This window comes from Maribellus sp. CM-23 (assembly GCF_021354595.1).
In the GTDB taxonomy this organism is placed as follows: Bacteria; Bacteroidota; Bacteroidia; order Bacteroidales; family Prolixibacteraceae; genus Draconibacterium.
Window position 1 is genome coordinate 1,518,169 of record NZ_JADWYJ010000001.1, and the last position, 22,114, is coordinate 1,540,282.

At 44.0% G+C, this 22,114-nt stretch carries 17 protein-coding genes; 7 read left to right on the forward strand and 10 right to left on the reverse strand.

Annotation, left to right across the window (positions count from 1 at the left end; translation table 11 throughout):
- Positions 1-71: 71 nt before the first annotated feature.
- The 4 genes from INQ51_RS06020 to INQ51_RS06035 form a co-directional block, all read right to left on the reverse strand.
- Positions 72-584, reverse strand: coding sequence for an OmpH family outer membrane protein (locus INQ51_RS06020; protein WP_233376978.1), 513 nt, complete (start codon positions 582-584; stop codon positions 72-74).
- Positions 585-1,053: 469 nt separating this feature from the next.
- The gene (locus INQ51_RS06025; protein WP_233376979.1) at positions 1,054-1,764 is read right to left on the reverse strand and encodes a LolA family protein; all 711 of its coding nucleotides are present in this window, start codon (positions 1,762-1,764) and stop codon (positions 1,054-1,056) included.
- Positions 1,765-1,836: 72 nt separating this feature from the next.
- Positions 1,837-2,505, reverse strand: a complete 669-nt coding sequence (locus tag INQ51_RS06030) for a ferredoxin--NADP reductase (protein ID WP_233376980.1) — start codon at positions 2,503-2,505, stop codon at positions 1,837-1,839.
- Positions 2,506-2,569: 64 nt separating this feature from the next.
- Positions 2,570-3,679, reverse strand: a complete 1,110-nt coding sequence (locus tag INQ51_RS06035) for an Sb-PDE family phosphodiesterase (protein ID WP_233376981.1) — start codon at positions 3,677-3,679, stop codon at positions 2,570-2,572.
- A 198-nt stretch (positions 3,680-3,877) separates the two neighbouring features.
- Between INQ51_RS06035 and INQ51_RS06040 the strand changes: the two genes are divergently transcribed.
- The 3 genes from INQ51_RS06040 (at position 3,878) to nagB (ending at position 8,315) form a co-directional block, all read left to right on the forward strand.
- Positions 3,878-5,092 carry an ROK family transcriptional regulator gene (locus tag INQ51_RS06040; protein ID WP_233376982.1) on the forward strand — a complete coding sequence of 405 codons (1,215 nt, stop codon included), beginning with the start codon at positions 3,878-3,880 and terminating at the stop codon, positions 5,090-5,092.
- A gap of 61 nt (positions 5,093-5,153) precedes the next feature.
- Positions 5,154-7,460: a glucosamine-6-phosphate isomerase gene (locus INQ51_RS06045; RefSeq protein WP_233376983.1), complete on the forward strand. Its 2,307-nt coding sequence runs from the start codon at positions 5,154-5,156 to the stop codon at positions 7,458-7,460.
- 75 nt (positions 7,461-7,535) lie between these two features.
- Positions 7,536-8,315 (forward strand): glucosamine-6-phosphate deaminase, encoded by a 780-nt coding sequence (gene nagB / locus INQ51_RS06050; RefSeq protein WP_233376984.1) that lies wholly within the window; start codon positions 7,536-7,538, stop codon positions 8,313-8,315.
- A 205-nt stretch (positions 8,316-8,520) separates the two neighbouring features.
- On the opposite strand, the gene INQ51_RS06055 is transcribed toward nagB, so the two are convergent.
- The 5 genes from INQ51_RS06055 to yidD all read right to left on the reverse strand — a co-directional run bounded on the left by INQ51_RS06055 (position 8,521) and on the right by yidD (position 11,476).
- Positions 8,521-8,700: a hypothetical protein gene (locus INQ51_RS06055; RefSeq protein WP_233376985.1), complete on the reverse strand. Its 180-nt coding sequence runs from the start codon at positions 8,698-8,700 to the stop codon at positions 8,521-8,523.
- The gene (locus tag INQ51_RS06060; protein WP_233376986.1) at positions 8,700-9,509 is read right to left on the reverse strand and encodes a metal ABC transporter permease; all 810 of its coding nucleotides are present in this window, start codon (positions 9,507-9,509) and stop codon (positions 8,700-8,702) included. Before INQ51_RS06060 ends, INQ51_RS06055 begins: the two co-directional genes overlap by 1 nt.
- Before the next feature lie 2 nt (positions 9,510-9,511).
- The gene (locus INQ51_RS06065; RefSeq protein ID WP_233376987.1) at positions 9,512-10,258 is read right to left on the reverse strand and encodes a metal ABC transporter ATP-binding protein; all 747 of its coding nucleotides are present in this window, start codon (positions 10,256-10,258) and stop codon (positions 9,512-9,514) included.
- Positions 10,258-11,121 carry a metal ABC transporter solute-binding protein, Zn/Mn family gene (locus tag INQ51_RS06070; RefSeq protein ID WP_233376988.1) on the reverse strand — a complete coding sequence of 288 codons (864 nt, stop codon included), beginning with the start codon at positions 11,119-11,121 and terminating at the stop codon, positions 10,258-10,260. Before INQ51_RS06070 ends, INQ51_RS06065 begins: the two co-directional genes overlap by 1 nt.
- Positions 11,122-11,206: 85 nt before the next feature.
- Entirely contained in the window at positions 11,207-11,476 is a 270-nt protein-coding gene (gene yidD, locus INQ51_RS06075; protein WP_119437777.1) for a membrane protein insertion efficiency factor YidD, read from the reverse strand.
- Between the two features lie 204 nt (positions 11,477-11,680).
- Here yidD and INQ51_RS06080 point away from each other — a divergent pair, with 204 nt between their 5' ends.
- Positions 11,681-12,658 carry an ROK family protein gene (locus INQ51_RS06080; protein WP_119437859.1) on the forward strand — a complete coding sequence of 326 codons (978 nt, stop codon included), beginning with the start codon at positions 11,681-11,683 and terminating at the stop codon, positions 12,656-12,658.
- Positions 12,659-12,848: 190 nt separating this feature from the next.
- On the opposite strand, the gene INQ51_RS06085 is transcribed toward INQ51_RS06080, so the two are convergent.
- Complete coding sequence (locus INQ51_RS06085) at positions 12,849-14,006, reverse strand: helix-turn-helix transcriptional regulator (RefSeq protein ID WP_233376989.1); 1,158 nt, start codon at positions 14,004-14,006, stop codon at positions 12,849-12,851.
- Positions 14,007-14,280: 274 nt separating this feature from the next.
- Between INQ51_RS06085 and INQ51_RS06090 the strand changes: the two genes are divergently transcribed.
- From INQ51_RS06090 to INQ51_RS06100, 3 genes are all read left to right on the forward strand, one after another.
- Positions 14,281-15,336 carry a hypothetical protein gene (locus INQ51_RS06090; RefSeq protein WP_233376990.1) on the forward strand — a complete coding sequence of 352 codons (1,056 nt, stop codon included), beginning with the start codon at positions 14,281-14,283 and terminating at the stop codon, positions 15,334-15,336.
- 64 nt (positions 15,337-15,400) lie between these two features.
- Positions 15,401-16,453 (forward strand): hypothetical protein, encoded by a 1,053-nt coding sequence (locus INQ51_RS06095; protein WP_233376991.1) that lies wholly within the window; start codon positions 15,401-15,403, stop codon positions 16,451-16,453.
- Between the two features lie 31 nt (positions 16,454-16,484).
- Complete coding sequence (locus tag INQ51_RS06100) at positions 16,485-22,103, forward strand: LamG-like jellyroll fold domain-containing protein (protein ID WP_233376992.1); 5,619 nt, start codon at positions 16,485-16,487, stop codon at positions 22,101-22,103.
- Positions 22,104-22,114: the final 11 nt, after the last annotated feature.

Sequence of the window (22,114 nt, forward strand, 5' to 3'; positions counted from 1 at the left end):
CCGGTTTATTCAACGGCAGGGTTTACTTATTTTCCGGCAAAATTTGAGTTACGGGTTCGGAAAGTGGCAGGCTATTTCTGAAATTTCTGCCTCACCAGTTCGGTAATATCCTGGGCGTCGGGTGCCATGTAGGCAACAGCACCGGTACTCACATCCAGCACATAGGTAATTTTGTTTGCTTTGCCAACTTCGTTAATCGCCGCGCTTACATTCTGATAAACCGGCTGTATCAGTTCCATGTTTCGCTGTCGGAGTGTTTGCTGGGCAGTTTGGTTGTAATTCTGAATTTTCTGTGCCAGGGCCAGCAGTTCTTCCTGTTTGGTCTTTTTCATCAACTCGGAATAGCCGGCGCTTTCCTTTTCAAAAACGTCCATTTTGGTTTGCTGCTCTTCCAGCATATCGGCGTAAATCTGCTCCATGTCTTTGGCCTCCTGGTCAAGCACTCCCTGAATGCTGTCTAACAGCGGGTGCGTTTGTACCAATTCCTGTACGTTTACATGAGCAACCTTCAAAGTAGTCTGCGCCTGAAGCATACTGACTGTCAATAAAATAATGGGAAATACAAGTAAAAATCGGATCTTCATATTGTTTGATTTATGTTTTCCCCGAATTTCCGATAAATATGTCAGGCTCCTTTTTAAAAGACGTTAAAAATAGGCCGTAAAGAAGTTAATAATCCGAAAATAAGGGATTACACAGCATTGTAATTGTGAAAAACCAAATCAGCAGGTTTTACTTACTGCGGTAATTGAGCATTTCCCCAAGGTAATTTTGTTCTTTCCCTTTGGTAATATAGATTTTACCGAAAGGATTATTCTTCTACCAAAGAGAATCTCTATCATCCTCAAGGTAATTATTTTGTTTACCGGGGTAATCATCTATTTTACCCAGGTAATCGTTTAGCTACCAAAGGAAATCTTTAAAATCCCAAGGGTAAGAGTCCTGATTCCCCCAGTAATTTTTCCCTTCCTTTGGTATTTACTACTGCTTTTGCAAGTACACAAAAAAAAAGGGGCAGAAATTCCGCCCCTTTTCTATCTGGTAAATCTTCCGTTATTCGCCTGGACGGGCAAAAATAGAATCATCCATACTCTCGTCGAGTTTGATTTCTTCCATAACCATCGACTGGTTGCCCATTGGGGTGCTGATTTCCATCTTGCTCCCCATTTTAATACCATTAACGTCTTTGTATTCGCTTACTTTGGTTTCCACATCTACGGTTTGCCCCATCGATTCGATCGTTACCTTTATTTTATTGATCAGGTACGTGTCGGCATCAATAAAATAATCTTTTACGGTTCCATCGGCGTTGGTCAGTTTAATTTTGTAAGCTTCTTTACCGTCGGCATTCACTTTACCAAGCAATTCGGCCGAGTGGCCTTTTTTCTCGTAGTTGTAAAGTTCACCTTCCAGGTCGGCCTGGCTCATGGCTTGTTTCAGCTCAGGTCCTTTCAGGTCCGTAGTTCCGGCTCCGGCCATTGGGTTCTGCATCCAGCCGCTTTCACCGTCATATGCCTGAATGATTTTCTGTCCCATGGCTTCCATTTCAATCCGGAATTTGTCGGGCTTTTTCATTTGAATCGTCATGGGCATGTCCATCCCCATCACGCTTATTTTTGCTTTTACATAAAATGTTTTTACAGCAGCAAGTTTCTCCTGCCCGGTGGCAGCATAGTGTTTTTTCAATACATCGTCGAGCGATTGTGCGTGGGAGCCAATGAATGCAAACAGCATCAGGGCGGTTAAAATAAAGGTCCGTTTCATTTTTTTTAGTTTAAATTGAATGGATATTAATCGACTAATTTACAAATATTGGTTTTTCGGCCAACCCTTTGCTTAAAAATATATCTCGGCCAGGATGTTTTCGTACGGGACTCCCTTTTCAATCAGCAGATCACGTACTTCCACCACCATCAGCGCTTTTCCGCAGAGATAAAATTTCACATCGGGGAAGCTTTCCAAATTTGCCAGGTAATCAGTCACGCGTCCGGGGAAAACATTACACGACGACTCGCGCGAACAACATCGCACATAGTTTTCACCCATGGCCCATTCCAGTTCATCTTCGAAATAAAACTGGTTCAGGTGCGCCACTCCATGTATCAATTTTTTATTGGCATCAATGCCCGAACGAAACATGCTGTAAAATGGAGCAATACCCGTACCAGTGGCGATCCACCAGGCCGGTTCTTTATTCCCCAAAAAACTTCCGTAGGGCTCCGAAACCCAAATCGTATCGCCCGGAATAACGGCCGAAAGTTTCGGGGTTAGAAATCCATCTTCTTTTATATTGAAAAGAATGCAGACCTCCTCTTCCTGGTTGCCACTGCAAATACTGTATATGCGGGGCGGATGCTCAGAGTCGATTCCGATCTTCACGACCTGCCCGGGACTAAATGCTGTGCTCCGTTTAAAGGCAATCAGGTGAACGCCGGGAGAAATCTCCTGGTTGTCGGTAATGATTTGCGGGAAAAGTTGCGGTTCTTTTTTCTTGCTAACAGCCATTTTTTACTGAATATGTAATCGCAAAAACTTCCCCGCGGCCAAATTGTTCAGCAGGCGGTATTTTTTAGGGAAGATTTTTAAAGGTAAATGTAACGATCAGGTTATCTACAGGGCCCGTAAACATGTTCTTTACCGTGTAGTAAAGGTTGATTTCGTGGGTACCTCCGATTTCGTTGGAGTTACCGCTTAAACTCAAAGGCGTAACATGATGCGCTTTCAGTGTTAAACGCTCCGGTGCATCGAATCCGACACCCGGTTGTACCAGTTCCAGTTCGTAATCAAGATCCGAATTATTTCGCAGGTACACTACTTTATTGATTCCGTTGGCGATTCGTAAAGGTGCCTTGTCGTATTCGAGCGAACCAAAAAACACAGGTTCCAGCAAAGCCGATTGCCCTACCAGGGTATTGTCGAAATAAGCCAATGTGCGCCTGTTAAAAAGCGCTTCCTTGATTCCGCCTTCGGTGCGGCTTTTGGCAAAAACCAATGTCATGGGGCGGTGCTGCCCTTCTCCTACATTCATGGGGCCGTGTACATCGGTATTGGCAAACATAGCCAGCTTTTTCTCGCTGGCCCATTCCAGCGCTTCCGGGTAATATTCGTCGCTGTTGTACACCTCAATTCCGTGAAGCAAGCCATTTGCCAAAAGGTTGGAATGTTCGGGCCACCACAAGGTTGAATCGGGTTGCTGCGCTTTCCAGCCCGGGTGGTTCCAGATCAGAAAAGCCCCCTGATCGCGTGCTTCCTTTATGGCATCCAGCACATCATCGCGATCCAGCAGGTTGGCATTCTTAATAAACAAGGCATTTAAATGTCCGGGAGGCATACTTCGGGTAATCTCGGCCCCTTTGATCAGCAAAATATTCTTTTGTTTGGCCAGTGGTACCGCAATTTCATACGAACGGTTATGATCTGCCACAACATCGGTTGAATGCGGCCTGTACTCAATGTGATCCGTGATGGAAATCGCATCCAACCCCTCTTCCCAGGCCTCATTTATCCGCACGGTTGGCCAAACGGTACCATCCGAAAATACGGTATGAATATGAAAATCACATTTGAGCGTTTTGTACCCACTGATATCAGGAATGTTGATAATTCTGCGCGATTGACCGTGAGCCAGGCCAATACCAATTACAAGCAAAAGCAGTATCCAAAATTTCTTACTACACATTGTACTTTCTGTTTAATCGGTTTAAGACTTGCCAGCCTAAAGTTCTTCTAAAATAAACAAGATCAAAATATTTTGGCATTATTTTTTTATGAATTGTAAAGCAATGGTTAAATTTAGCGAAAATACCACTTCCTTTTTAAAATTATTAAAAAGGCGCTTGTTTGGAACTTATTTAATTTAGATTTTTGTAGAACTATCATGGAAAGACTATTTAAACATCCTGTAAACCATAGCCAGGCCGTTGAAGTCAAAAAAAGTGGACATAAAAAGCACATCCTTCGTGCTATTTATTTTAACGGCCCCTTGTCGAATTCAGAGTTAGCAAAACAAATTAAGTTAAGTACCCCCAAAATTAACAGTTTGCTCCTGGAGCTGATTGATGAAGGTTTGGTGGAAGAACTTGGCCGCGGTGATTCCAGCGGTGGCCGCCGGCCGAATATTTACGGCCTGGTGAAAGACGGATTTTATGTAGTTGGTATTACCATTAATGTTACCCGCACCATTATTTCAATTTTCAACAGCAACAACGAGGAAATTAGCGGACCGCACTTTTTTCCCATTAGCATGCAGTCGGACATTGAAATATTCCATCAGGTAAATGAAAAACTGGAGGAAGTTTTCAACGAAAACAATATCTCGCGCGACAAGATCCTGGTGGCAGGAATTGAGCTTCCGGGGCTGATTAATCTTCACGAAGGAACCAACCTTACCTACTTCCCCGAAGTGAAAAACTTGTTTGCCGAGTTAAAAAAGATATTTGGAGTACCCGTATTTTTCAACCACGATACCAAACTGCGCACTTTTGCGGAACAACATTTTGGTCTGGCACGTAACAAGAAAAACGTACTGATGCTTCAAGTTGATTGGGGAATGGGACTGGGCATAATTGTAAACGGAAAATTATACACCGGGAAATCAGGTTTTTCCGGCGAATTCGGGCATGTTCCGATTGTTACCGACGGACCGCTTTGCGTTTGCGGGAAACAGGGATGTCTTGAAACAGTGGTTTCGGCAAAAGCCATTGCCCGGCAGGCACGGGAAGCCATTAAAAACGGCAAGTCGTCTCTTATAAACAAATTGGTTGACAACGATTTAGAAAAAATAGATATTTCAACGGTTATACAAGCTGCCGATTCCGGCGACCAGTTTGCCATTTCGCTCTTCTCGGAAGCAGGAAAATGGCTTGGACACGGCATTGCATTGCTTATTCAGGTATTTAACCCCGAGCTGATTATTTTAAGCGGACAGGTAGCTGTAGCCAGCCGTTTTATTCAGGCTCCCATTCAACAGGCCATTAACACTTACAGCAACCGCGACATCAGTAACGACTCCCAGGTAGTGTTTTCAGAACTGGGGCCAAAAGCCGGAACAATGGGCGCAGCGGCTTATGCCCTGGAACAAATTTCGAAATAGACAGAACAAAAAATTTAGGCAACTGTCTATGAATAAATAGTAGCAGAAACAAATACATACGATGAATCACAATTTTTCAAAAGTTGAAGAAGCGTTTCTAAAAGAAACCCAACTACAAGAGATTACAACTCGTGTTCCTTACATTGCGTCTGATAGTTTTCCAAAACTCGGATTATTATCGGCTTTGAGTTTCCTTGAATGGGTAAGTAAAAACCCGCAAGGTGTCATCAGTCTTCCGAGTGCAAAAACGGCTCAGTATTTTCAGAATTACACGCATTTCCTGTTGGATAACTGGGACAACCAGAAAGGCATTGACATTCGTGCAAAATACGGACTGGCAGATGTTGCCAAACCAGATTTGAGCGGCTTGACGTTTGTGCAAATGGGCGAGTTCTTCCCCATCGATCCAAAACAACACAACAGCTTGTACAATTACGCTGTTGAGCACTACATAAAAGGTTTTGGCTTTGATGCTGAAAAAGCATTGCTGATCAATTCAGAAGAAATTGAACTGGCCGACGGAAAACACTACAGCGAAGTATTCCCGGATTACAAAATTGACCTTTCGCTGCGTTACCGCGAAGCAAAAACACACCAGGAGCAACTGCAACAACGTTCCATTTTCAAAATCGACAACTGGTGCAGGGCTTACGAAACCAAAATAAGGGAAAAAGGCGGAATCGGATTCTTTATGAGCGGAATCGGGCCTGATGGTCACATTGCCTTTAACACCCGCGGCACCGATCATTTCTCAGGTACCCGCCTTACCGAAACCAATTTCGAAACACAGGCAATAACAGCGGCCGACTTAGGCGGAATCGAAGTTTCGAGAAACCGCCTCGTAATTACTATTGGTTTGGGAACCCTGAAATTCAACCCAAAAAACAAGGCGATTATTTATGCAGCAGGCGAAGCGATTGCCGATGTGATCAAAAACTCAATTGAATGCGAAGCCAGCATTTGCTACCCCGCTACTTCACTACAGGGACTTGAAAATGCCCGTTTTTACCTGACTGAAGGAGCTGCCGTAAAATTGGATGATGCCATTGATTGCTACTATAAATGCTCGCCGTGGAATCACCAGAAAACAGAACGTGCTGTAATTGATTTATGTAAAAAAATCAACAAGTTCGGATCAAAACTCGAACTGGCCGATCTGAAAGCAGACAAATATTGCAGCATGATCCCCGATCTGAGTGAGAATACAGTTCAGTCGGTGATTGACTCCATTACGGCAAAGCTTCAAAAAGGAATGGAGCGGGAGAAAAACCAGACTTATTACCATACTGGCCCTCACCACGACGACATCATGCTCGGAATTATGCCGGCAACTAACAGGCAGTCACGCGAAGCCAGCAATGAATTACATTTTTCAGTAATGACTTCCGGCTATAATGCAGTCACCAATACATTCCTGCGCGATCTTTTACTTGACACATTAGATCTGCTGAACCACAGCAAAATTGAGATGATCAACTTCCCCGATTTTTTCCAGGATGGATACAAATACAAGTGGGACAAAGATCTTTACCATTACCTCGATAACATTGCAGCACAGGATGCAGAAGAAAAACGCCGCGGTGTTTGCCACCGGACCGTAAGAGCGCTGGTTTCTATCTGGGACCTCAACAGCGAAGAACAGCTGCGTGAAACCATCGATGAAATTCTTACAGTTCTGAAAAACAGCTACGACGGTGGTATAAATCCCCCAAAAATACAGAAACTGAAAGGAATGATCCGTGAGTTCGAAGAAGAACTGGTTTGGGCGCACTACGGAACAATGGTGAAAAATGTACACCACCTTCATCTTGGATTTTATTCAGGAGAATCTAATTTCGAAAACGACGTGCTGCCTATTCTGAATGATTTCAGAAAATATAAGCCAACAGTTATCAGTTTGGCAATGGACCCGCAGGGAAGCGGACCGGACACTCACTACAAAGTACTACAGGCAGTAAGCAAAGCCGTTGAAGAATGGGACAAAGAAGAAGACCTTAGCAACTTGCGCATTGTAGGTTACCGGAATGTGTGGTTCAGGTACAATCCGTGGGATGTGGAAGTGATCGTTCCGGTTTCGCTTAATTCGCTGGCAACGCTCGACCAGTCGTTTACCGAATGCTATATTACACAGGTAAACGCATCGTTCCCAAGTTACCAACTTGATGGAAAATTCAGTGATGTAACCCGCAGGGTATGGTTCGAACAACACAAACAAATTGAGTTGTTACTGGGCAAAAACTTCTTCTACCAGAATGAATCGCCACTGCTGAGAGCAACGCACGGAATGATTTACCACCGCGAATTGACTGTAGAGCAGTTCCTTGCCGAATCAGCAAAGCTGGGCAAGGCAATGGAAAACCTTGGATAACATTAAATTGATTACTTTTGGCACTTTTCCCGTATAAACGGGAGAGTGTCAAAATAACCAAAAATCATATATAAGATGAAACTTATCATTCATAACAATTACGACGAGATCAGCCAGTGGACAGCCAACCATATTGCGACCCGGATCAACGAATTTCAACCAACTCCGGAGAAGCCTTTTGTACTGGGATTGCCCACAGGTTCATCGCCACTTGGAACTTACAAAGCACTGATCGATTTAAACAAATCAGGAAGAGTGTCTTTCGAGAATGTGGTTACTTTTAATATGGATGAATACGTAGGCATTGCCGAAGATCATCCGGAAAGCTACCACAGCTTCATGTTCAACAATTTCTTTAACCATATCGACATTAAAAAAGAGAACATTCACATCTTGAATGGCAACGCAAGCGATCTGGATAAGGAATGTGCTGAATACGAAGAGAAGATCCAGAATTACGGTGGAATCGAGCTTTTCATGGGAGGAATGGGGGCCGACGGTCACCTGGCCTTTAACGTTCCCGGTTCATCGCTGCAATCGCGCACCCGTCTGGTTAACCTGAACTACGACACCATTGTTGCCAACTCGCGTTTCTTTAACAACGATCTTACCCTTGTTCCCAAACAATCGCTTACGGTTGGCGTACAAACGGTTTTGGATGCCAAAGAGGTACTTATCATTGTAAACGGATACAAGAAAGCACGCGCCCTGCAAAACGTAGTTGAAAACGGAATTAACCACATGTGGACACTTTCAGCTTTACAGGCTCATCCGAACGGAATTATTGTTTGCGACGAAGAAGCCACTATGGAGTTAAAAGTGGGTACGGTTAAATACTTCAAAGAAGCTTATTAAGCACTATAACTGTTAAAAAACGAAACTGCCCGGCTGTTACAGCACGGGCAGTTTTTGTTTTAGGCAATCCCGAATTGATTGTGTATAAACACAAGCCGAAAATACATTATTCTTTTATTTGATACAATACGTTTTTCGCGTTTTATCCTATTAAATCACGCTAAATAGAAAGTTTTTTGTGTGTTGATTTCAAGCTCAGAGTGAACTACGGTTGCATCTTTTTCATGGGCTTAACCACCACCTCCGAAGCACACGACGGGCAAGTGTAAACTTCGCATCCGGTACAGGCGAAACAATTGCTGCAAACACGTTCAACATCGAGGTTCGAAAACTCAAAACCACAGGTTTTACAGCGATAGAATTTCTCCTTTTTTTGGGTGAACATTACACAAATATCTTAACCACCCGAAGCAAACCAAACATAAGCACCAGGGTAAAAATAATCGCAGCCCCCGAAGGTATGTCCAGAAAATAGGAAATGAACAGTCCGATCATCGTCCCAATAAATGCAAACATCGAAGACAGAACGATCAGTTTCTTAAAGTCTTTGGTAAAAAGATTCGCCGAAGCCTGCGGGATCGTCAGCAACGATAAGATCAGGATAATCCCCACCACGCGAATATTCAGCACCACGGTAAGTGCAATCAGTGTCATGATGAGATAGTTGTACAAATCGACCGGCAAACCCGCCGTGCGGGCATATTCTTCGTCGAATGCGATGTACAGTATTTGACGCAAAAAAAGCGTGAAGAAGAGCACGATCACCAAGTTGAGCATAAACATCCACCAAAGTTCGGAGCTCGTTACCGTGAGGATGTTTCCAAAAAGGTAGCTCATCAGGTTAGGTGTGTAACCCGGTGTCAGGAATACAAAAATGATCCCCAGCGCCATTCCAAGCGACCACCAAATGGCAATGGAAGAGTCTTCCCGGATTTCGGCTACTTTGGTAAAAAACTGAATTCCCATGGCCGACATTACAGCAAACAACACGGCTCCCAGTAAGGGGTTAAACCCCAACAGGAAAGCCAGTCCGATACCTCCAAACGAGGCATGGGTGATCCCTCCGCTGATAAATACAATTCTTCGCGCAACGATATAACTACCAATAATTCCGCAGGAAATACTGGCAAAAACGGTGGCGAGAAAAGCTTTCTGAAAAAAATCGTAATTAAAAAGTTCAAGTATGGCGTTCATAATCAATGATGATGATACGGTAAAACAGTGTGTGGAACCTCTCCGTGTGTTATAACCTGGATCGGACAATTGTATCCTTCCAGCTGTTCCTGGGTAATAATATTGCTCGGATGGTAATGAAGCGATTTATTCACACAGGCAATGGTTTTTACATAGGTTGAAATGGTGCCCACGTCGTGCGAAACCAGGATGATGGCAATCTCTTTGTTCAGCGCCCGGAGTTTCTCATACAACTCACCTTCAAAACGGTTATCCACAAAGGTATCCGGTTCATCCAGAATCAGAAGTTTTGGATCGCTCAGCAATGCCCGGCACAGAAAAACACGTTGCATCTGTCCACCCGAAAGCTCACCGATGGCTTTGTGCCGAATGTCCAGAATTCCCATTTCAACGAGAAGTTGCTCTGCTTTCTGCCGCTCTTCTGCCGAAGGCCGGTAGATCCCGTTCATTATCGACCCGGAAAGCACCACGTCAAAAACCGTGATCGGAAACTTTTTATCGATGTGCCTTACCTGTGGCAGGTACCCGATGGGCTTCTTACGTCCCTGCAAATCGTGTCCAAAAGCTATTTTCCCTTTCACAGGCTTAAGCAGTCCCAGAATGGCTTTCAGCAAAGTTGTTTTGCCTCCGCCATTGGGTCCGATAACCCCAAGGAAATCACGCTCATTCACTTCCAGGTTGACATTCTCCAGCACCGGAATTTTGTCGTAAGCGCACGTAAGATTTTCTATTTTAACCAGTGGTTTCATTAAAAATTCTCAATAAGTAAATCAGTCATCGACCTTAAATTCTCTGCCCAGTCAGGACTCAGCGGCCAAACCTGTAACACTTTGCCATTGATCTCTTCGGCAAAAACCCGCGCATGGTCCTTATCAAATTCGCTTTGGATATAAATAACCCGGATGTTGTCCTCGTTGGCCAAATCAACCACCTCTTTCATGTGTTGCGGAGTTGGCTCTTTTCCCCCGGTTTCGAGCGAATACTGCTCGAGGCCAAACTCGCGGGAATAGTAAGAAAGGCTGGGGTGAAAAACAATAAATTTCCGGCCTTTGTAGGGCTCCAGTTTGCTCCGAAGCTCCGCATCCAGCTCATCGCATTCGTTGGCAAATTTCTCGTAATTGGCCTTGTACTCGTCGGCTTTCTCCGGATTAAGTTTCGAAACTTCATCCAATATCACTTTTCCCATTTGCTTCACCATTACCGGCGATAACCACACATGCGGATCAACCCCGTCGATATGAACATGATCGCCGTGCTGTTCCATCTGGTCGGCAATCAGGTCCAGTCCTTCCGCCATGTTAACCACTTTCATTTTTGTGTTGGCCTGGCCAATTTTATCTTTCCACGAATGTTCAAAGGCAATGTATCCAATCCGGAACCAAACCGCCGATTTAGCAATGTCTTTCAACTGCGAAGGCAAAAGCGTGTAAGTGGCCGGGCTTCCTCCCGGTGGAATCAAAACATTTACACTAAAGTCGTCGCCCACAATTTTCTGGACAAACGTCTTTTGCGGCAAAATACTCACGGTAATCACTTTTGCTTCTTCCTGCTTTCCCGAACCACAAGATGCTGCTATAAAAGCAAGGGCCAGTATAAATAAAAATCTCTTCATTTTTTCGTAATAATTTTAATGCTCCCAATAGAACAACGTCCTACAAATTTAGTTTTATGTTTTTGATTACATTCTGATAATCGAACTAACTCGCCTTCTTCTTTTCCTTTTTTGGCGGAACAGGATCGTAACCGTGCGTTCCCCACGGATGACACCTGGAAATTCTTTTGGCAGTGAGCACAAATCCCCGGAAAGGGCCATGGATTTTGATGGCCTGAACAGCGTATTCAGAACAAGTGGGAACATGCCTGCACGATGCCGGAGTATAAGGAGAAATGCCGTATTTATAAATATAAACCGGCACCAGCAACACCCATCCGAGTGCCTGAAGTAATTTTTTTTTCAGTTTGTGCATAAAATTCTCCTTCTCTTTTGCTGCAAATTTACCGAACTTCAGCGAAACGGACGAAAATTCCGTTCACAGACAGAAAAAAACCATTCTCTTTCCGGATTTTCAAGAATATTTTCCGAATAAGCCTTCTGGGACAGGGAGAATTGCATATTATTTTTAAATTTGCTGAGCTACAGAAAAAGCCAAAAAATTTAAAACATATTTATAATGAAGAAAGTTGCAATCGGTGTGGATATAGGTGGGACGAACACCGCTATCGGAGTTGTTGATGCAGAGGGAAATGTAATGGTTAAAGACAATATTTCGACCCCTTCGCACGGGGATATCGACCGTTATATAGCCGACCTGTCAGCAGCCATTAAAGAATTGATTAAATCAGTAAAACTATTAAACGAAGATATTGAATTCCTGGGGATTGGTATCGGCGCTCCCAATGGTAACTACTACAGTGGAACCATTGAATATGCACCCAACCTTTCGTTCCGTGGAATGGTTCCGTTTGTTGAATTGCTGACAAAACATTTTCCGGATATGAACGCCGTAGCTCTTACCAACGATGCCAATGCAGCCGCTTTGGGAGAGATGATTTACGGTGGTGCCAAAGGCATGAAAAACTTTGTAATGTTTACCCTGGGAACAGGCGTTGGCAGCGGTATTGTTGTGAACGGCGACCTGGTTTACGGACACGATGGTTTTGCCGGAGAATGCGGACACACCACACTGATTCCGAACGGAAGACTTTGCGGATGTTCTGCTTTGGGACACCTGGAAGCTTACTGTTCAGCTCCCGGAATGAAACGTACTGCCTTTGAACTGATGGCACACTACAACGCCAACGACAGTTTACTGGCCGACAAATCATTCAAGGAACTGAGTTCAAAAATGATCTTCGACGCAGCAGAAAAAGGCGATAAAATTGCACTGGAAGTATTCGAAAAAACCGGTGCATGGTTGGGCCAAGGCTTGGCTGATACCGTTCACCACCTGAGTCCTGAAGCCGTATTCCTTTTTGGCGGACCTACTGCTGCCGGCGAATACATTTTCAAACCAACCAAAGAGAGCATGGAAAGACATTTGCTCCCGATCTTCAAGAACAAAATTAAAATTCTTCCATCTAAACTGAAGCCTGGCGATGCGGCCATTGTTGGAGCAAGCGCACTGGTTTGGAAAGAACTGGAAAAATAAGACCTACGCAATATAAAAACAGGAGCCAAACGGTTCCTGTTTTTTTTATTCAATAAATCGCTCGCTAACTTTTATTCAATCATACCAAGCCTATTCGGATAATACATTACTTTTCCCCCACATACGAATTATTCAGAAATTCAAACGGAGTTTTTCGCCAGCATTGCAACGATAAAAGAAAATCACAGAGCTATTTTTCCTGCATTATTCGGCTTCGGTAACGACCGGGAGTTACGCCTTCATCCTGCTTAAATACCCGGATAAAAGTATTTAACGACCCAAAACCAACTGCCTCGGAAATAGATTCGAGAGAATGGTTATTGTAGCTGGAGTCAGCAAGCAGTTCTTTCGCTTCCGCAACACGGTAATTATTTACGAAATCGCTAAAAGAGCATAAAAATTCACTGTTGATGAGATTGGAGACATAAGTACGGTTCGTCAATAATTCTTCGGATATCTGTGTGATTTTAAGTTCTGGATTCCGATAGGGCTTTTTTTCAGAAAAAAGTTTCAGCAACTTTCTCTTTAACATATCCTGGTTATAGATTTTATGGTTGTTTTTTTCTGCATCCATATTTTCTTCCACAACCAAATCAACAACCGTATGATTTTGCATATAGCCCTGCAAGCCGATAAAAAATAATAAAATACTGAAAACACTGGAAGGAATAAGCAGCAAGACAGTCGAATCCATAAACTGTGTTCTTCCAATAATCATAAAAATGATACTCATTATCGAAGTTAATACCAATGAATACAACAGCGTTTTCACCCAAAGAATGGTTTTGTTGTTAAGGTTGGAATAAAAGTTTGCGATTTTTGAATTGTACCGCATTATAAGATTTCTTCCATGAACAAGAAAGAAAACAACCTGGATAGTGAAAACGATTCGTCCGGTAATGTAAAAAATCTCCTGAAGCAATACCCCGGAAGAGGCCGATAGAAAGCCTTCTCTTTTTAATAGAAAAGAAGTTAGGTAATAATCTCGTTCTGCAGGTGTCATAATCAGATAAGTGCCAACAGAACAACAAAATAAAATGCTAGCTGGAAGAAGCATGCGCAGATTATACCATTTATAATCTGTTTCTATTGAAAGGAGTTTAATGTACCAATAATAAAGCGGATAGACCGACAAAGAAACAAAGGTGTATACAGGGTCGAACCATAAATAGCGGCCAGGTGACGCTTTAAAAAAAACGGCATGACATAAATACAGCAAAAAAGCCGCCAGCATAAAGAAGCCAAGAAAATGCCTGGCCCGGTTGTTTTTTCTGTTCGGAATAAGCAATACAATACACCAGAAAAAAGTAACATACATGGGTGTGTAAACTACCAAATCTCGAAGCATTTGTTCCTGTATTGTTATTCAAAATAAATATCTGATCCGGCTCAATTGTACGTTGTGAGTAATGGTTTTACAATATAGGTATTAATGTTTTTATCCTAAGCATAACTTTGCTGCAAAACCCGCAAAAAGTAAAATGAACTTAACAAGCGCCTCGCAAACAATCAACTAAGGAGGATTATCCGGAATCAATTAAAACAAAAGTGCAAAATCATACACTCCTAATTTACCGGCAGAAATATGATAAACCAAACAGCAAAATAAAAACAAAATCAAAATGAAGAAGCTTTACTTTTTACCGCTCTTGTTTTTGGCATTCACAGGCTTTGCCCAAAAACAAATTGTTGTGCAAAACAGCACCGCACAAACTTTTAATGACCTTAATGCAGCCATTGCTGCTGCATCTGCCGGAGACACCCTTTACATCCCCGGCGGCGGATTCTCCGTTTCTGCTCCAGTTGATAAAATCCTGCACTGGCGGGGCGTTGGCCATTACCCCGACTCAACAATCGCAACCGGACATACCCAAATTACCAATACTGTTACCTTCACCGGAAACTGCGACAACAGTACTTTTGAAGGAATCTTCTTCCAATACGGTGCTAATTTTGGTTCGGCAGGAAACGAAGCTACCGGCATACGAATTAAATATTGCAGGCTGGATGGTACCCTTAACATGCGGTACAATGCAGACATAAGCGGAGGAAATCCCGATTTGAATTTTAAAATATCTGAGTCCATAATTACCAACATCAATGCCTACCTTGGTACCAACGTCAGAATGGAACAAAACCTGATTTTCGGTATCGCATTCAACTTCTTCCAATGCCTGTTTATCAACAACTCATTCAACGTCAATAACAGTAGTTCAATATTCCGTGATTGTGATTTCTGCCTGTTTACCAACAATGTTTTTTCGTACCATCACGGCATGGATGGAAATTGCAGCAACTGCAACTTTACAAACAATATTTTTCAGGCAGCCCTGCCATACAATCCAACAACTTCTTCTCATACGGGGTCGGGCAATTTGTACAGTGTAGGGGTCCCGAATACATATGTTGCCATTACCGGCTACGTTTACCAATTTTCGTATGAAAACGACTACCACCTGAATCCGGCCAGCACCGGCACCGCAGAAGACGGGACAACCGGGGTGAGTATTATTGGCACTGCCACTGACGGTTTTGATGCCGGGATCTACGGAACCACACTGCCTTACAAAGACGGAGCAGTCCCATATGCTCCGCACATCCGCACAGCAACCATCGATAACGAAGCGGTTTCAGGAAACCTGGGAGTAAAGATAAGTGTTGCCGCACAGGAACGTTAAAACACTGCGAGAATCAAAAATCGCGAATCAAGTATCACGTATTGAACATCAAAAATCAACAATCATGAAAAAAACAATCATACTTCCCTTCTTATTCCTTGGCCTGCTTAGCTGGGGACAAGCGCAGTTTGTAGTGCAAAACGGTTCAAAAACCGAGGTTTACAACAATATTAACACCGCCATTACCAATGCAGTGGCAGGTGATACTCTGTATTTACCCGGCGGTGGCTTTACCATTACAAACGCCACTATTGACAAAACCCTGCACTGGGTAGGGCACGGCCATTATCCTTCTGAAACCGGAGCTACCATGCAAACCCGAATTACAACAGCATTGAACTTTACGGGGAACTGCGATAACAGCACTTTTGAAGGAATTTATTTTACATCAACTCTCACGTTTGGAAGTGCTGATGATGAAGCGACCAACATTGAAATTAAGCGTTGCAGAATTTTAAACACTCTTAACATGCGAGTAAGTAACGTCGGAAACCCTGATCTTAATTTTCACATCAGCGAATGTGTGACAGGTTTTCTTTATGCTAACAATGGCTCAAATTGTTTAATCGAAAAATCACTCATTTTCGGACCTGTTCATTATTTTGTTCAATCCTTGTTTTCGCACAACACAATAAATGCAAGCAATTCGAACAGAATAATATACGGATGTTCAAATAGCCTTTTTAACGATAATGTTTTTGGTTATGAATGGGGATTATATAACTCGGCCAGTAATACCTTTAATAATAATATCTTCCGAAGTGGACTGCCATATACCCCTACTGATGGAAATGGCAATGGTGGCAATAACAACATCTACAATGTTGGTCTGGAAAATATTTACACAGACATATCGCACAGTGCGAATGTTTATATTTTTTCATACGAAAACGATTATCACCTAAACGTGTCAGCCACCGGGACTGCCGAATTGGATGGTTCAACAGTGAGTATTATCGGTACAGCCAGCGACGGCACCAATGCCGGAGTTTACGGGACAGCAACTCCCTACAAAACCATCCCGTACTACCCGCACATCAACTCAGCCAACATTGCCACCGAGGCTGTAAACAATCAATTGGGAGTAAACATCAATGCAGAGGCGCAAAGCCGTTAATCGTTCCGGTTTAATTGAAAAGAAAATGAACATGAGACGATTCATCTATTTACTCATATGGCTGTTGCTTCCCGCCTGGTTATCGGCGCAAACCAATATCTCTGCCGTGGAATATTGGTACGATGGCGACTACACTACAGCCAGCCGGCAAACGGTATCAGCTCCGATAGTGAACTATACCGATTTGCTCGATGTAAGCACCCTTGAGCCGGGCCTGCACACCTTTTCTGTCCGTTTTCAGGACGACAGAGGAATTTGGGGCTCCGTACTCACAAAGTTCTTTACCTATTACCCGGGCTCAAGCCCTGGAATTCGCCAGGTTACCGATGTCGAATACTGGTACGATGGCAGTTATTCTACCTCAGTGGTTGTACCACTTTCGCCCGGAGCAAGTGTTGATTTAAATTCGCTGCTTGATGTAGGTTCGCTGATAAATGGTCTACACACAGTAAGCTGCCGCTTTAAAGACGACCGCGGGATTTGGAGTTCACCACTGATCCGTTTTTTCAAGAAAGACAAAAACACCGGCCTTCAGCAGCTTGTAGCACTCGAATACTGGTTTAACAATGATTTCAACAATAAACAAGACACGGTATTTACAGCAACGTCATTGCTCAACCTCCATAAAATGCTCGATGTGTCTTCCCTTAACATTGGGTTTCATTTTGTGAGTTTCAGGTTACAGGACGAGCAGGGTAAATGGGGCCCGGTAGCCTCGTGGTACTTTACAAAGGAAAATCAGGAAGACTTACCGGAACTTCACCAACTTACTGCTCTTGAGTACTGGTTCAACGGCGATTACTCTACCGTTCAAAACGATCCGGTTCCGGCAACGCCCTTGCTAAATATCGACACTGATTTAGACGTTTCTGCCTTAAACGACGGCTTACATATGGTGAGTTACCGGTATCAGGATGAAGCCGGAAACTGGAGTCCTGCCTTTAGCCGCTTGTTTGCAAAATTCACAGCCGAACCGGCTCCTGCAATGCACAATCTGGTTGCGGTGGAATACTGGTTCAACGGGAACCTTTCTTCGGCAGTAAAAAGTGCAATTCCAACTGGTTCGGAATATTTACTCGACACGCAGCTCGATGTTTCAGCGCTGAGCGACGGATTGCACTCTTTCACCTGGCGCTTTCAGGATGAAGCCGGGACCTGGAGCCCGGGGATAACACACCTGTTTGCCAAATATGAAGACGAACCAATAACCACAGGCAACAAAATAGTTGCTTACCGTTACTGGCCCAATACAGGCATTGGATCAGCCATCGAGGTTGATTTACCAACTCCTGTGGTAACCCTGGCACTTGATGAGCTGGTGGATGTTTCATCGCTTCCGGGCGGAACCAACGACATCAGTTTCCAGTTTAGAGATTCCGTCGGAAACTGGAGTAGTGCGCTCACAAAATCCTATACCCAGGATTATAACCCACGGGGCACCATAACAGCCCAAACAGATCCGGCATGTAGTAACAGTGTGGTTACATTTACGGCAGAAACTACGGATGTGGACAGTATTTTCTGGGATTTTGGCGACACTACAGCAATTGTGGGAAGAGCCGCAAGTGAAGATGCTTATCACGCCTACAAAAATGCCGGTGATTTTACTGTTACGGCTACATTTCTCAATCTCGACAGCGCCTACACAAATACAGCCACAACCACCATAACAGTTCACCAAAACTATGGCGTTTCTGTAGTTGCTCCTGAGGACCTGGTAGCCTATTATCCTTTGGATGGTGATGCCACAGATGCCAGTGGAAATGGACACGACGGAGCAGTTAACGGTGCAACGCCTACCGAAGATCGAAACGGAGCGCCAAACAGCGCCTATTTGTTTGATGGTAACGATGGTATTCTGATTCAGCACTCCGATGCGTTAAACATGTCAGAAGCACTGAGTTTCTCTTGCTGGATAAAACCTACCGTGCTCCAGAACGCTATGATCTTTGGAAAGTCGAACTATACAACGGCAACCAACTATTTGCTGCGGATACAGTCAGACGGCAACCTTCAATGGGAATACAATGGCTACCTGAACACTACAACAAAGCCACTTGAAGCGGATAAATGGTACTACATTGTTGTTACTGCAAATAATCCGGGAGAACACAGACAAATTTATGTAAACGGCCAGTTAGTTGCCGAAACAACTTCTTCTTCCGGTCCATTCGGAAGCATTACCAATCCACTGACAATTGGATACGCAAGCCGGGGAGCAGAATATTTTAAAGGGGCAATCGATGACTTGAGAATGTACAATAAAGTCTTGTCGCCAGCAGAAATATTCCAGTTATACCAAGGAACTGAAGGCTCCACTCTTCCACCAATCGAAGCCGAGATTTGCGCAAGTGAAGCACCGTACACTTTTGGTTCACAACAACTCAGCGCAAGCGGAACCTACTACGAAACTTACCCGACAGTTGATGGATGTGACAGTGTTATTCAACTGAATTTAACCGTGCACCCCATATACAACGACACAATTGGAGATCCATCAAATTCATTGGTTATGGATGATTTTGAAAGTGGTGCCCTTGGGACACTTCCTGCCGGTTGGGTGATTCGTTACAACGGGACTGGAAATGCTGACCAAAAAATAGTTAACACTCCGGTAAAGTATGGAGCGCAATCTTTTCAGGTTTCCGGTTCAAGTTGGGCTGCAAATCTATCGAAGCCGGTTTCGACAGTCTACGAAAAATCGACACTGGAAGGCTGGATGTATGCAACAAATGTAGCTAGCGGAGGTAGGTGCGGAATGGGATTGGGAAATCCATCAATTGGAAGTTGGGGGGCATTTCTGGGCAGAGTAGAATCTTATAACGGCAACCTGATTACCTTTAATTACTCAGGAAGTTCCGGAGGTTACGGAACGCAGTATGTGTTGCAACCAGCTACATCCAATACCTGGTACCATCTTCGAATGGAATTTGATTTTTCGACAGGCAAATACAAAGTGTTTGTAAACGGAACACAGGCTACTGGCACTTCGGGAAGCGAGGTGGTTAGCGAGTTTCCTATATTAAATGGAGTTACGCCAACTTCTGTTGAGCTGTATGGCAATAGCATGGTTTATTTCGATAACATAAGATTGTATGAAAGCGGGAGTACCGAAATAGTACTTTGCTCATCCGAAACACCTTATATTTTTGGAAATCAACAATTATCCGAAAGCGGAACCTACACCGAAACCTTCCAAAGCGAATTTGGCTGCGACAGTACCGTAACCTTGAACCTCACAGTACATCCATCTTACTCCTGGAAAGACACCCTTACCATTTGTGAGGATGCGTTGCCCTATCAGTGGGAGGATTCGACACTCATTTCAGCGGGCACTTACTCCCGGGTTTATACTACAGTAAATGGCTGCGACAGTATCTTTCGTTTTACCCTGAACGTAACAGATACTTTCCTGGTAGAACAGGAATTGGCCCTTTGCGAAAACGATCTGCCTATTGCATTCGGAGCACAAACACTAACTTCAAGCGGAACCTTTACTGAAATTTTTACAGGAAGCAATGGTTGCGACAGTACAGTGGTATTAACACTCAATGTCCTCGATACTTCGCTGGTTTCGAAAGAAGTTACCATTTGCGAAAGTGAACTGCCGTATACAATCGGAACACAATCGCTGCTTGCAGGTGGAAATTACCTGGAAGTATTCACCCGTGACAATGGCTGCGACAGCACGGTAATGCTGACACTCACCGTTTCAGATACTTTTGTGGTAACCGACACACTGGTGCTTTGCGAAAACGACCTCCCGTATCAGTTTGGAACTCAGTTGCTGCTCTCCTCCGGGAATTACACCGAAGTTTTTGCTTCAGCAAACGGATGCGACAGTACGGTTAGCCTTGCTTTTACAGCAAACGACACCTTTCTTGTCAGGCAGCAAATGACTGTTTGTGCCAGTGAGTTACCACTTACTCTGGGGGCACAATCACTTACTGATGCGGGGGTTTATACCGAGGTTTTCTCCGCAACAAGCGGATGCGACAGCACCGTGGTTCTTTCACTAACAGTGAACGATACCTTTGATGTGGCAGACACAGTCAGCGTATGCGAAAACAATTTGCCCTATCCGTTTGGTTCGCAAGAGCTTTCAGTCGACGGAATCTATACCGAACTGTTCACCTCTTCGGCGGGATGCGACAGCACCGTAACACTGGTATTCTCGGTAAGCGACACATTTGCTTTGGCCTATTCCGATACCATTTGCGAAAACGACTTACCCTACCGGTTTGGAGGTCAGTCGCTCACCATATCCGGAACGTATACCGAAACCTTCCCGGCCATAAATGGTTGCGACAGCGTAGTTACTCTTTCTCTTACGGTACATCCGGCTTACCGTGCCACTATAAACGTTACGGTGGGCATTAGTCAGTTACCATACCTGTTTGGAACACAGCAAATACGGCAACCAGGAATTTATACGCGTAACCTGCAAACGGTAAACGGCTGCGACAGCGTTATCGTTCTCAACCTAAAAGTAAAAGACGATATTCCGCCTGAGGTTGTCTGTAACCCAATGGAGCTAACACTTTCAGCAGATGGAAATTATTCATTAACAGAAGCTGACGGGGACCTGATTTCCAACGGAACAACCGACAATATCACGTCGTATACTAACCTTGACATCCAGGTTTCGCCTTCGTTCTTTACTTGTGAGAATCTGGGTGAAAATACCGTAACACTAAGTGTAAAAGACCAGGCCGGGAACATTGCCAGTTGCCAAACCACCCTCACAGTATTGGCAGCAGGAATTCAGCCTTCCATTGACGAGATTCCGGCGGTAAGCATTTTTGAAGATGAATCTGTGAAAATAACGATCAACGGGATATCAGGAGGAACCGTTTGTGAACCGGGGCCGGTAACTGTTGATGCCAGTTACTCCAATACCGGGTTAATCGCAGAGCTTGAGGTCGATCACCAGCCGCTCGATTCAACAGCAGAACTAAGCATTTCTCTGAATCCGGATCAATCGGGAACAGATACCATCCGGGTTTCGGTGGAAGATGCTTCCGGCGAAATCACTATGCGTAAATTTCTGCTGACGGTTATCCCTGAAAACGATCCTCCTTACCTGCTAAGTTGGCTGAATGACGAAACAATGATAGCCAACGACACACTTGGATTGGTTCTGAACAAAAAAGAACTGTTTGGCGACATCGATGACAGCACGCTGGTATTTGAAGTACGCACCGACAAGGGTATTTTGCCGGATTGGATCCAAACAGAGGAAGACCTGGATACCTATACAATCACCTTCACCCCGGCATCAGCAGACACGGGTTGTGTGAACATTGTTGTACATGGAAGCGATCGTGCCGGTGCCAGCATTACCGATACCTTCGAACTTTGCGTATCTGTGCTGGTTGGCATCAGTGAAATCGACAACGATCGTTTGGGTGTCAGTTTATATCCTAACCCAACCCGGGGACAGGTAACAATTGAGTTCAGAAATCCTTTGCAAGAACAGGTTGAACTTCTTGTTTTAAACTTGGCCGGCAGCGAATTAATTCGTAAAACCTATCAGAACGGCGAACAAATGATTTTCGACATTTCTGATCAGGCAAGCGGAACCTATTTGGTTGTCATGCACATCAATAAAAAGCGGATCGTCAGAAAATTAATTCTTGACAAAAAGTAGAGCTAACCACT